General features: G+C 60.8%; 9 protein-coding genes. 1 reads left to right on the forward strand and 8 read right to left on the reverse strand.

The genetic code is table 11. The features are described 5' to 3' along the window. Nucleotides 1-2: 2 nt before the first annotated feature. The 4 genes from eno to tilS all read right to left on the reverse strand — a co-directional run bounded on the left by eno (nucleotide 3) and on the right by tilS (nucleotide 5,398). Nucleotides 3-1,289 (reverse strand): phosphopyruvate hydratase, encoded by a 1,287-nt coding sequence (eno, locus tag BLW36_RS12085; RefSeq protein WP_091390124.1) that lies wholly within the window; start codon nucleotides 1,287-1,289, stop codon nucleotides 3-5. Nucleotides 1,290-1,436: 147 nt separating this feature from the next. Beyond that, nucleotides 1,437-2,282, reverse strand: coding sequence for a 3-deoxy-8-phosphooctulonate synthase (kdsA, locus tag BLW36_RS12090; protein WP_425286755.1), 846 nt, complete (start codon nucleotides 2,280-2,282; stop codon nucleotides 1,437-1,439). A 56-nt stretch (nucleotides 2,283-2,338) separates the two neighbouring features. Next, the gene (locus BLW36_RS12095) at nucleotides 2,339-3,979 is read right to left on the reverse strand and encodes a CTP synthase (RefSeq protein WP_091388786.1); all 1,641 of its coding nucleotides are present in this window, start codon (nucleotides 3,977-3,979) and stop codon (nucleotides 2,339-2,341) included. 135 nt (nucleotides 3,980-4,114) lie between these two features. Beyond that, the gene (gene tilS / locus BLW36_RS12100) at nucleotides 4,115-5,398 is read right to left on the reverse strand and encodes a tRNA lysidine(34) synthetase TilS (protein WP_244506243.1); all 1,284 of its coding nucleotides are present in this window, start codon (nucleotides 5,396-5,398) and stop codon (nucleotides 4,115-4,117) included. 212 nt (nucleotides 5,399-5,610) lie between these two features. Here tilS and BLW36_RS12105 point away from each other — a divergent pair, with 212 nt between their 5' ends. Beyond that, on the forward strand, nucleotides 5,611-6,519 hold the full coding sequence (locus tag BLW36_RS12105) for a DegV family protein (protein WP_091388789.1): 909 nt from the start codon (nucleotides 5,611-5,613) through the stop codon (nucleotides 6,517-6,519). A 79-nt stretch (nucleotides 6,520-6,598) separates the two neighbouring features. Here BLW36_RS12105 and BLW36_RS12110 read toward each other — a convergent pair whose 3' ends face one another. The 4 genes from BLW36_RS12110 to BLW36_RS12125 all read right to left on the reverse strand — a co-directional run bounded on the left by BLW36_RS12110 (nucleotide 6,599) and on the right by BLW36_RS12125 (nucleotide 12,160). After that, nucleotides 6,599-7,555 (reverse strand): acetyl-CoA carboxylase carboxyltransferase subunit alpha, encoded by a 957-nt coding sequence (locus tag BLW36_RS12110; protein WP_091388792.1) that lies wholly within the window; start codon nucleotides 7,553-7,555, stop codon nucleotides 6,599-6,601. A gap of 93 nt (nucleotides 7,556-7,648) precedes the next feature. Next, nucleotides 7,649-11,176: a DNA polymerase III subunit alpha gene (gene dnaE, locus BLW36_RS12115; RefSeq protein WP_091390132.1), complete on the reverse strand. Its 3,528-nt coding sequence runs from the start codon at nucleotides 11,174-11,176 to the stop codon at nucleotides 7,649-7,651. Between the two features lie 238 nt (nucleotides 11,177-11,414). After that, on the reverse strand, nucleotides 11,415-11,630 hold the full coding sequence (locus BLW36_RS12120) for a DUF1289 domain-containing protein (RefSeq protein ID WP_091388795.1): 216 nt from the start codon (nucleotides 11,628-11,630) through the stop codon (nucleotides 11,415-11,417). Beyond that, nucleotides 11,630-12,160, reverse strand: coding sequence for a gamma carbonic anhydrase family protein (locus tag BLW36_RS12125; protein WP_091388798.1), 531 nt, complete (start codon nucleotides 12,158-12,160; stop codon nucleotides 11,630-11,632). Before BLW36_RS12125 ends, BLW36_RS12120 begins: the two co-directional genes overlap by 1 nt. Between the last annotated feature and the right edge of the window lie 59 nt (nucleotides 12,161-12,219).

Consider the following 12,219-nt stretch of genomic DNA (forward strand, 5'->3'; position numbering starts at 1 on the left):
ATTTATTTAAACTCGGCGCGGCCGCGGTACGGAGCAGAACCGTTCAGCTCGGCTTCGATACGCAGCAAACGGTTGTACTTGGCCACGCGGTCGGAGCGGCACAGGGAACCGGTCTTGATCTGGCCAGCGGCGGTAGCGACAGCCAGGTCGGCAATGGTGGTATCTTCGGTTTCGCCGGAACGGTGAGAGATCACCGCCGTGTAGCCGGCATCCTTCGCCATTTTGATCGCGTCCAGGGTTTCGGACAGGGAGCCGATCTGGTTGAACTTGATCAGGATGGAGTTACCTACGCCCTTCTCGATACCCTGCTTAAGGATCTTGGTGTTGGTTACGAACAGGTCGTCGCCCACCAGCTGCACCTTGTCGCCGATCTTGTCGGTCAGCACTTTCCAGCCGTCCCAGTCGCTCTCGTCCATACCGTCTTCGATGGACAGGATCGGGTAGTTGGCGGACAGGTCGGCCAGGTAGCTGGCGAAGCCTTCGCTATCGAACTGCTTGCCTTCGCCGGCCAGGTCGTACTTGCCATCTTTGTAGAATTCAGAGGAGGCACAGTCCAGTGCCAGGGTGATGTCCTCACCGAGGGTGTAGCCGGCCTTGTCCACCGCCTCGGCGATCACTTTCAGTGCCGCTTCGTTGGACGGCAGGTTCGGTGCGAAGCCACCCTCGTCACCCACTGCGGTATTCAGGCCGTTGCTGGACAGTACTTTTTTAAGGGAGTGGAAGATCTCCGCACCCTGGCGCAGTGCTTCGGCAAAGCTCTCGGCCTTGACCGGCTGAACCATGAATTCCTGGATATCCACGTTGTTGTCGGCGTGCTCGCCGCCGTTGAGGATATTCATCATCGGCACCGGCATGGAGTACTGGCCGGCAGTGCCGTTGATTTCGGCAATGTGCTGGTAGAGCGGGATGTGTTTGGATTTTGCCGCTGCCTTGGCCGCGGCCAGAGAGACCGCCAGAATCGCGTTGGCGCCGAACTTGGATTTGTTTTCGGTGCCGTCGGCATCAATCATCGCCTGGTCCAGGGCGCGCTGGTCGCTGGCATCCATGCCTTTCAGCAGATCGGCGATGGTGGTGTTGATATTCTCAACCGCCTTCAACACACCCTTGCCCAGATAGCGGCTCTTGTCGCCGTCGCGCAGTTCCAGCGCCTCCCGGGAACCGGTGGACGCACCGGACGGTGCGCAGGCCGAGCCAATAGAACCGTCTTCCAGAATCACGTCGGCCTCTACGGTGGGGTTACCGCGGGAATCCAGCACTTCGTAGGCCTTTACGGCGACAATCTTGCTCATCAACAAGGGCTCCATGTTTTTTGTGAATGTTAGTGAATGGCTAAATAATCTTGTTCAAATCCAGGCCTTAAACCTGCACCCCGGCGGCCCTGCCGCCGGGAGCCTTCGCTTTACGCACATCGCGTAGTTCAGTTTCGGGCCTTCGAATTATTTGGTATCCAGCGGCGCAAAGCCTTTGACCAGGTCGTCCACTGCCTTCATCTGTGCCAGGAAGGGCTCCAGTTTTTCCAGCGGCAGCGCACTGGGGCCGTCGCACAGCGCCTTGTCCGGATTCGGGTGGGCTTCCAGGAACAGGCCGGCAATACCGATGGCCAGACCGGCGCGGCCGAGTTCGGTGACCTGGGCGCGGCGGCCGCCGGAGGCTGCGCCCGACGGATCGCGCATTTGCAGTGAATGGGTCACGTCGAAAATCAGTGGGGCACCACCGGAGGCGTCGATCATGGTGCGGAAGCCGAGCATATCGACGACCAGGTTGTCATAACCGAAGCAGGCGCCGCGCTCGCACAGGATGATCTTTTCATTGCCGCATTCGGCAAATTTCTCCACCACGTTTTTTACCTGCGGCGGGCTCATAAACTGCGGCTTTTTCACATTGATCACCGCACCGGTCTTTGCCATCTCGGCAACCAGGTCGGTCTGACGCGCGAGGAACGCCGGCAGCTGGATAACATCCACCACTTCGGCCACCGGCGCAGCTTGGTGCGGCTCGTGCACGTCGGTGATCAGCGGCACGTCGAAGGTTTTCTTGACCTCCTCGAAGATCTTAAGCCCCTCTTCCATGCCCGGTCCTCGATAGGAGTGGATGGAAGAGCGGTTGGCCTTGTCGAAAGATGCCTTGAACACATAGGGGATGCCGAGCTTCTCGGTGACCTTTACGTAGTGTTCGGCAACCTGCATGGCCAGGTCGCGGGACTCCAGTACATTCATACCGCCGAACAGTACGAACGGCTTGTCGTTGGCGACCTGAACTTTTCCGACTTCGATGGTTTTCACTGTCTGTTCCCTCATCCCAGCGCGGCCGCCGCGAACGGCGGGGCGCAAGGCTTAATTTACTTTGAACCCTGGCTTTCGTGCTGCTTCATCGCCGCGGCGATGAAACTCTCGAACAGCGGGTGGCCGTCGCGCGGCGTGGAGGTGAATTCCGGATGGAACTGGCAGGCGACGAACCAGGGATGCTCCGGCAGTTCGACCATTTCCACCAGCGTATCGTCCGCGGACCAGCCACCTATCTTGAGGCCGGCCTTCTGCAGCCGATCTACATAGTTGTTGTTCACTTCGTAACGGTGGCGGTGGCGCTCGACAATCACATCGGAACCGTAGATTTCCCGCGCCTTACTGTCTTTGGCCAGGCGACATTCCTGGCCGCCAAGGCGCATGGTACCGCCCAGGTCAGACTGCTCGTCACGCTTCTCGACCTTGCCTTCCTTGTCGATCCACTCGGTGATCAGGCCGATGACCGGGTTGGAGGTATTCACATCGAATTCGGTGCTGTTGGCATCTTTCAGGCCAAGCACATTGCGGGAGTATTCGATCACTACCGACTGCAGGCCAAGGCAGATACCGAGGAACGGAATATTGTTTTCACGCGCGTAGCGCACGGATTCCAGCTTGCCTTCCAGCCCACGCTCACCGAAGCCGCCCGGGACCAGAATCGCATCGGCGCCCTTGATCAGGTCGAGGCCACCCTCACCTTCGACATCTTCCGCGTTGATGAAGTCGATATCCACCTTGCAGCGGTGCTTGATGCCGGCGTGAGTCAGGGACTCGATCAGCGACTTGTAGGCGTCCAGCAGCTCCATGTACTTGCCGACCATGGCAATCTTCACTTCGTGGTCCGGATTCAGCTTGCCGTCAACCACGGCGTCCCACTCGGACAGGTCCGGTGCCGGGCAATCCAGCTGCATCTTATCTACGACGATATCGTCGAGACCGTAGCTGTGCAGCAGCCGCGGCACACCGTAGATAGTCTTGGCGTCCGGCAGCGGCACCACCGCGCGTTCTTCCACGTTGGTGAACAGCGCGATCTTACGGCGGGAATCATCGTCGATTTCGCGCTCGGAGCGGCACAGCAGAATATCGGGCTGCAGGCCGATGGAGCGCAGTTCTTTTACGGAGTGCTGGGTCGGCTTGGTCTTGGTCTCGCCGGCGGTGGCGAGATAGGGCACATAACTCAGGTGAATCAGCAGTGCGCGATTCACGCCCAGCTCCACGCGCAGCTGGCGCACGGACTCGAGGAATGGCTGGGATTCGATATCCCCCACGGTGCCGCCGATCTCGACAATAGCGACATCCACGTCGCGGCCGCCCTCTACGACGCGGCGCTTGATCTCGTCGGTGATATGCGGGATCACCTGCACGGTACCGCCCAGATAATCGCCGCGGCGCTCTTTGCGCAGCACGGTTTCGTAGACTCGGCCGGTGGTGAAGTTGTTGCGCTTGGACATGCGCGTGCGGATGAATCGCTCGTAGTGGCCCAGATCCAGATCCGTCTCGGCACCATCTTCGGTGACGTAAACCTCACCGTGCTGGAACGGGCTCATGGTGCCCGGATCCACGTTAATGTACGGGTCCAGCTTCAGGATGGTGACCTTGAGGCCGCGGGCTTCGAGAATGGCGGCCAGGGAGGCGGAGGCGATACCTTTCCCCAATGAGGAAACCACGCCACCAGTGACAAAAATATAGCGCGTCATGCAAAACCTTGGTCAGTTGAATGCCCGATGGAATCGGGTTTGCGGGGCTGGCCCGAGCGAGATGTCCTGCCCGTCCCGGAGCCTTTGAGATGGGACGCCAGACTACCAGAAAGGTGCCTGCCGCTCAATCGCAAATTACCCGCAGGCCCCGCCATAGCGCCATTTGAGCGATCCTTCAAGCCCCTCTTCACAAAGGAACAGATCACCCACCGCGAGCAGCGTCCCGTCACGGTAGACCAGTGGTACCAAGTCGCGCAGCCAGGGCTCCAGCCCGGCTTCCTGCAACAGCTTTTTCAATGCCTGCGAGTGTCGGCGATGGGTTGGCCGGGCCCGCTCGCCACCGGAGCGATAACAGACCTGATAATCCCCTTGGGGCCAGCCGGAATCTACCGTCAGGGTCCAACCGCCGGCCAGCTCCAGGCGATCCCGGCCATTCCAGCGGTATTGACGGCCAGCCGGACTCGCCGGCAGCGGTGGTGTCAGGAACAGGCGATCGCGAAAGCGGCGTGCCACCAGCCCACCGACGGCAACTGCCATCTGGGTATCCTCGCCGGACTGCAGGGCCTGCTGCAGGGCCTGCTCGAGATGCGGCGCCTCCGGCATGCTGCCACCGCAGGCGGCAATCCAGCTGCGCAACAGGTTCTTCCGCCGACGCTGCGGTAGCAACCGCACCGATGCCAGGCTGATACTCTCACCGAAACGCTCGCGGCGCTGATCGCAGAGCTCAAGATCTGCGCTGCCCAGATCCCCGAGCAGCTCCGCCGCTTCGCGCAAATTCTGCACGGCGCGCGTCACCCGTTCGCGCAGTGGCCAGCGCTCGCTCAACAGCGGCAACACCGCGGCGCGCAGGTAGTTGCGATCCAGCGACTGGTCCGCGTTGCTCTCATCTTCAATCCACCGCAAGCGGTGTTCGCGCGCATACTCCTCCAGCTGCGCGCGACCGACGCCGAGCAGCGGACGCAACACGCTCGCGCCGCCGAGTGGTCGAGCGTCTGCCATCGCGGCGAGACCGAGGGCGCCGGCACCGCGCAGCAGGCGCAGAAAAAAGGTTTCCACCTGGTCGTCGCCGTGCTGAGCCAACAGCAGCTCGTCACCGGGCTGCAGTACTTCCCCGAACACTCTGTAGCGGGCATCGCGCGCTGCCTGCTCCAACCCGCGACCATCGCGATCCACCTGGACACGGCGCGCCACAAACGGCACCCCCAGCGAATCCGCCATCGCCGCACAGTGCTCCTGCCAGGCACCGGCATTGGCAGACAGGCCGTGGTTCACGTGTATTGCCCGCAACTCGAGCCCCTGCCGACTCAACAGGTGGAGCAGCACAGTGGAATCCAATCCGCCACTGAAGCCCAGCCAGCGGTTTCCGCCACAGGAATGACGCGATACCCGGCTCAATACACCCTCAATCCACTCACTCACATTCGCTTCCGCTCACCCAATCCGCCTCACCTGCCCAGCGCGTGCACCCGCGCCCTTGCCGCACATATGGAATTTTACCGCAACCTCTAATGATGGAATTTTGAGCACAAATGAAACTATTGTGCCATTTTGGCCTGTCGCAAATTGGCCCCTGATGATAAATTCCTGTTCTGAGTTTGAACTGTGTCAAATTTTTATAAAAAGAGTCCAAAATGGTCCAGTTAGTTGTAGATTCCGGTTGTGACCTGCCGGATGAGTTCCTACGAAAATTCTCCGTTCCGGTACTTCCCCACACCGTCAGCGTTGGCGAGGACAGCTTCGGCGATCAGCGCAACCCCGCCAAGATGTCACATTTTTACTCCATGTCCCTGGTCGATCGCTCGCGCCAGATAGTGACGGGGCCGGCCTCCACCGATGATATCGAGTCGATACTGCAGGGTCTGATCGATAAAGGCGGTAAGGATATCGTGGTACAGACCATCAATGGCGCCAACAGCCCGACATTCGACAACGCGCGTACCGCTGTACGCAGGCTGAGCAATAACGACGCGATCGCCGACGACATCTCGATTCACGTCGTGGATTCACAAACGGTGTTCTGCGGCCAGGGGCTGCTCGCACTCTATTCACTCAGCCTGATTCAAAAGGGGCTCAGCGGCGCTCAGGTCCGGCAAAGAGCGGAAGAGTTTCGCCGCAAGATTCACGGCTACGCCGCCATCAAGGATGTTTACTACGTGCGCGAACGCGCGCGCGCGAAAAACGAAAACAGCATCAGTTGGCTCAAGGCGACCGCCGCCCGTCACCTGGATCTGCACCCTATCCTGTCGATCCACCATGACGGCAGTACGGTGACCGACACCGTACGCGGCTATGACAACTGCACCGAGGCCCTGTTCAAGCTGGCGATCGACAAGATCCGCGCGGGAGAGCTGCAGGCACCGATGGTTGCGACCAGTATCGCCGGCCGGCTGGAGGAACTGGCAAAAATACCGGGGTTTGCCGAGCTGGAACAGGTCGCGCAGGAGCACAATGTGAAGGTCTACCGTTCGGTTATGAGCCTGTCAGGCGGCATCAATCTGGGGCCGGGAACGGTCGCCATGGCAATGGCCACCAAGGACTGAGGACTGTCCGCGCAACGGAATCGGGAGGGCGCTGTCACCCTCCCCCGATTCCGGGAGAGGGTGAATTCTGAAACGGGGATTAGGAGACGATGTTCCCGTAGCTCATCAGGCGCTGGTACCGCTTCTCTAGCAACTCATCGATCGGCACACTGCGCAGCTCCTCGAGCTGGGCACTGAGACGCTCTCTCAGGCGCGAAGCCATGGTATCCGGATCGCGGTGGGCGCCGCCCAGAGGCTCCGGAATGGTTTCATCCACGATGCCCAGCTCTTCCAGCACGCTGGAAGTCACCCCCATGGCCTCGGCCGCCAGCGGCGCCTTCTCCACGGTTTTCCAGATAATGTTGGCGCAGCCTTCCGGCGAAATCACGAAGTAGGTCGAGTACTGCAGCATGTTCAGCTGATCGCCGACGCCTATCGCCAGGGCGCCGCCGGAAGAGCCCTCGCCGATCACCGTGCAGATGATCGGCGTGCGCAGGCGCGACATGACCGCCAGGTTCTTTGCGATGGCTTCACTGATGCCACGCTCCTCACTGTCGATGCCGGGATAGGCCCCGGGTGTATCGATCAGCGTCAGCACCGGCATTTTGAAACGCTCGGCCATTTCCATGACACGCAGTGCCTTGCGATAGCCCTCGGGCTTCGGCATACCGAAGTTGCGGGCCACCTTTTCGTTGACGGAGCGACCTTTCTCCTCACCGATCACCGCCACCGGCACGCCGTTCAGGCGCGCAATACCCGCGATAATCGCCTTGTCATCCCCGAAATGGCGGTCGCCGTGCAGCTCGTCCCAGTCGGTGAAGATGCGCTCTATATAGTCTTTCGAATAGGGGCGCTGTGGATGGCGCGCCACTTGCACCACCTGCCACGGCGACAGGTCGGAGTAAATGGATTCGGTCAGACTCTTGCTCTTCTCCCGCAGGCGGGCCACCTCGTCAGCAATGTTCAGCTCGTTGTCATCGCCCACGTGCTGCAGCTCTTTTATCTTGCCTTCCAGTTCAGCAATCGGCTGTTCAAACTCGAGAAAATTGAAATTCATGAAATCCGCGCCTTTAACTCAATTCAACGCCACCAGGACATAATGGCGGCATAGCTTACCCGTACAGAACCAGCCAGTCGACCCCGGGCGCATCTACCGTCGCTCAGTGTAGTTGAGCGCAACCCGCTCGCGCCCGAGCAATTCGCGCAATGACTGCACCAGCTGGTCATTTGGCTCCACGTTCCACTCGGGTGGCAACTTGTAGACACCGCGGGCGTCGCTGCGCATAACCTCCAGTCTGACACCGCAACTACTGGCGGGCCCACCGGTATAGGGTTGCAGGCAGGCCGCCAGGCGCTTGGCCAGCCCGGGCGTCGCGGCGGCGCTTTCCAGTTGCAGGCGCATCCCGTTTACGCTGCGCTGGCGCAGTTCGTCCAGTGTCGAGACGCCGTTGACGGTCATTTTCAGGCCGCCGCTGTAGTCATCGTGGGCAACCGGGCCGTCCAGCACCAGCAGCGAATCCTTGGCCAGTTTTTCGCGGTGCTCGCCAAATGCCTCGCTGAACACCGCCGCTTCGATGCGGCCACTTCGATCATCCAGCGTCACGATTGCCATGGTATCGCCGCGCTTGGTTTTCATCACCCGCATCGCCACCACCAAGCCAGCCACCTTCTGGCTTTCCTTGCCCGGCTTCAGGTCGGCGATACGCGCCTTCACCAGATGCTTGAGCTCATCCTCGTATTCGTCGATCGGGTGGCCGGTCAGGTAAAGGCCGAGTGTGTTCTTCTCGCCCTCGAGGCGCTCGCGGATACTCCACGGGCGGGTGCGGCGGAATTCCGCGTAGACATCGCCATCGGACGCCTGCGGCACCACCTCGCCGAACAGGTCCATCATGCCCGCGCTGGCGTTGGCGGCCTGCTGCTCGGCCGCCTTCACCGCCTCGTCCAGCGCATTGAACAGTACCGCGCGGGAGTAATCCAGGCCGTCAGCGCCGCCGACATCCGGGCCGATGCCGTCCAACGCGCCGGAACGCACCAGCGCTTCCAGCGCGCGCTTGTTGACCTTGCGCGGATCGATGCGGGAACAGAAATCGAACAGGTCGGTAAATGGCCCGCCCTCTTCACGCACCGCGATAATGTTCTCGATCGGGCCCTCACCAAGGCCCTTGATGGCGCCGAGGCCGTAGATGATGCGGTTGTCGATATCGACCGAGAACTGGTAGCTGCCCAGATTCACGTCCGGCGGTACCAGCACCAGCTCCATGGCCCGGCACTCTTCGATAAAGGTCACCACCTTGTCGGTCTTGTCCATGTCCGAAGACATGGTCGCGGCCATGAACTGTGCCGGGTAGTGCGCCTTCAGCCAAGCGGTCTGGTAAGACACCAGCGCATAGGCGGCGGAGTGGGATTTGTTGAAGCCGTAACCGGCGAACTTCTCCACCAAGTCGAAGATCTTGATCGCCAGCTCCGGGTCAACGCCCTGGGCTTTCGCACCGTCTTCAAACGTCGCCCGCTGCTTGGCCATCTCCTCGGGCTTTTTCTTACCCATGGCGCGGCGTAGCATGTCGGCGCCACCGAGCGTATAGCCGGCCAACTCCTGTGCGATCTGCATCACCTGTTCCTGGTAGACGATAACGCCGTAGGTCGGCTCCAGGATCGGTTTCAGTTTCTCGTGCTGGTATTTGGCATCCGGGTAGGCCACCTGGGCGCGGCCGTGCTTCCGGTTGATAAAGTCGTCCACCATGCCCGACTGCAGCGGACCCGGGCGGAACAGGGCCACCAGGGCGATCATGTCCTCGAGGTTATCCGGCTGCAGGCGCTTGATCAGGTCCTTCATGCCGCGGGATTCCAGCTGGAACACGGCGGTGGTCTCGGCCCGCTTGATCATCTTGAAGGTTTCTTCATCGTCGAGTGGCAGCGCCTCGATGACGAGCGGCTCCCTGCCCTCGCGCGCGCGCTGCTCGTCCACCATGCGCTTGGCCCAGTCGATGATCGTCAGCGTGCGCAGGCCAAGGAAGTCAAACTTCACCAAGCCCGCGTCTTCTACGTCGTTCTTGTCGAACTGGGTCACCAGACCGGCACCGGTCTCGTCGCAGTAGAGCGGGGCGAAATCGGTCAGCTTGGTCGGTGCAATGACCACGCCGCCGGCGTGCTTGCCCACGTTACGGGCCACACCCTCGAGCTGCAGGGCCATCTCCCAGATTTCCTGGCCCTCCTCGTCGTTCTCGAGAAATTCCCGCAGCACCTCTTCCTGCTCGAACGCCTTCGTCAGGGTCATGCCGACGTCGGGCGGAATCATCTTCGACAGCTTGTCGGCAAGGCCGTAGGACTTGCCCTGTACCCGCGCCACGTCGCGCACCACCGCTTTCGCCGCCATGGTGCCGAACGTGATGATCTGGCTCACCGCCTGGCGGCCGTAATTGTCGGCCACGTAGCCGATCACCCGGTCGCGTTTCTCCATGCAGAAGTCGACGTCGAAGTCGGGCATCGACACCCGCTCCGGGTTCAGGAAGCGCTCGAACAGCAGGTCGTACTGCAGCGGATCCAGGTCGGTAATATCCAGCGAGTAGGCCACCAGCGAGCCGGCACCGGAACCCCGCCCCGGCCCTACCGGGATATCGTGGTCCTTGGCCCACTGGATAAAGTCCATCACGATCAGGAAGTAGCCCGGGAAGCCCATCTGGATGATGATGTCCAGCTCGAAGCGCAGCCGATCCTCGTAGACCTTGCGGCGCTCGGCGTAATCCGGCGCGGACTTGTCGAGAATTTTCTCCAGGCGCCGTTCCAGGCCGTCGAAAGAGACCTTCTCAAAGAACTGGTTCTCGGTCATGCCCTCGGGAATCGGGTACTCCGGCAGGAAGTACTTGCCCAGCTGAATCGGTGCCGAGCAGCGCTTGGCGATCTCCACGGTATTGTGCAGGGCTTCGGGAATATCGCTGAACAGCTCCCACATTTCTTCTGATGTGCGGAAATACTGTTCCGCCGAATAGCGTCGCTCGCGGCGCGGATCGTCCAAGGCGCGACCTTCGTGAATACAGACGCGCACCTCGTGGGCCTCGAATTCGCTCTCCTCGAGGAAACGCACATCGTTGGTGGCCACGACCGGCAGGCTCAGCTCCTGGGCAAGGGCAACCGCTGCGTGCAGGTATTCCTCGTCACCGGCGCGGCCAGTGCGCTGCAGTTCCAGGTAGTAGCGACCGGGGAAAATCTGGGCCCACTCCCGGGCCAGCTCTTCCGCCTGCGCCCGGCGCCCGGCAACCAGTGCGCGGCCGACGTCGCCGTATTTGGCACCGGACAGCATCAGCACGCCTTCACTGTATTCGCGCAGCCATTCGCGGCGCACATAGGCGTTGCCGTGGTATTGGCCCTCCATCCAGGCGCGGGAGATCAGCTCGGTGATATTGCGGTAGCCGTCGCCGTTCATCGCATACAGCGTGATCAGCGTCGGCTTGTCCTCACCGCCCTCGCTGAGCCAGAAATCGGCACCGGTCAACGGCTTGATACCAGCGCCGAGACAGGCGCGATAGAACTTGATCTGGCCGTAGAAGTTGGTCTGGTCGGTCAGTGCCAGCGCCGGCATCTGCAGTTCTGCGGCGCGCGCCACCAGCGGCTTGATGCGCACCAGACCGTCGATCAGCGAAAATTCCGAGTGAACTCGTAAATGGACAAAGGGTTGGGTCATATCATTACGCATTTTTTGGAGGCTAGGCCCGGGGTGCTCTGTAGCTGGCTTCCGGGCGCCCCTGCTACCGGTGAGCTTTCGCCAGACACGGGCTAGGCGCCCCCCTTTAATACATCCCTGTACGCTCTCCACGGCCATCCATGGCCGTGGAAGGTCTGGCAAAAGCCCCCCGGTATCAGGGCTTCACATCGGCCTTATTAGGATGGCCGACCAATGCCGTTTTAATTCTTGTTTCGTGTTACCAGATGCGGCCCATCTGCCGCGCGCGCTCGGTACAGCTCTTCAGCACTGCACGGCGCTCATCGTTATTCATGGTGCCCCAGCGACTGATTTCCATACCGCTGCGGAAACAGCCCTCACAGATATCCTGCGCATTCAGGGCACATACGGAAATACACGGGGACTTTACCGGCTTCTCCACCGGCAACTCGGTCAATACTGCTTCTTCTGACATCACGATTCTGAAACAGGGACTAACTGCTCGGCAAAGCGCTTGCCGTTGTCGGCGTAGTGATCGCTACTGGCCTTGAGCAGTTCGAAAGTGGATTCATCGAGGGTTTTGACAACCTTGCCGGGGCTGCCCAGTACCATCGAATAGTCGGGGATCTCGGCATTTTCGGTGACCAGCGCGTTGGCGCCGATGATGCAGCACTTGCCGATCTTGGCGCCGTTCAATACCACCGCGTTTATGCCGATCAGGCTGTAATCGCCGATACTGCAACCGTGCAGCATCACCTTGTGGCCGATGGTCACGCCGGTACCGATCGTCAGGGGAACGCCCGGATCCGTGTGCAGTACCGAGCCGTCCTGCACGTTGCTGTACTCGCCGATGGTGATCTGGTCGCAATCGCCGCGCACCACCGCATTGAACCAGACACTGCTATGACTAAGCATTCTGACATTGCCGATCACGTGGGCGCCGGGCGCGATATAGTGCCCCTCGCCTTCCAGTTGTGGCTGCTTATCCCCCAGTCTGTACAGCATTCGGCCTCCGGCATTCTGTTGGTGCAAGCCGGGTATTATCCCGCGCCGAGGGGGCCGTG

Source organism: Microbulbifer marinus (genome assembly GCF_900107725.1).
GTDB classification, from domain to species: domain Bacteria; phylum Pseudomonadota; class Gammaproteobacteria; order Pseudomonadales; family Cellvibrionaceae; genus Microbulbifer; species Microbulbifer marinus.

Coding starts and splice junctions, on each gene's coding strand:
- eno (WP_091390124.1), bottom strand. CDS start 1,289: ATGAGCAAGATTGTCGCCGTAAAGGCCTACGAAGTGCTGGATTCCCGC.
- BLW36_RS12095 (WP_091388786.1), bottom strand. CDS start 3,979: ATGACGCGCTATATTTTTGTCACTGGTGGCGTGGTTTCCTCATTGGGG.
- BLW36_RS12105 (WP_091388789.1), top strand. CDS start 5,611: ATGGTCCAGTTAGTTGTAGATTCCGGTTGTGACCTGCCGGATGAGTTC.
- BLW36_RS12110 (WP_091388792.1), bottom strand. CDS start 7,555: ATGAATTTCAATTTTCTCGAGTTTGAACAGCCGATTGCTGAACTGGAA.
- dnaE (WP_091390132.1), bottom strand. CDS start 11,176: ATGACCCAACCCTTTGTCCATTTACGAGTTCACTCGGAATTTTCGCTG.
- BLW36_RS12120 (WP_091388795.1), bottom strand. CDS start 11,630: ATGTCAGAAGAAGCAGTATTGACCGAGTTGCCGGTGGAGAAGCCGGTA.
- BLW36_RS12125 (WP_091388798.1), bottom strand. CDS start 12,160: ATGCTGTACAGACTGGGGGATAAGCAGCCACAACTGGAAGGCGAGGGG.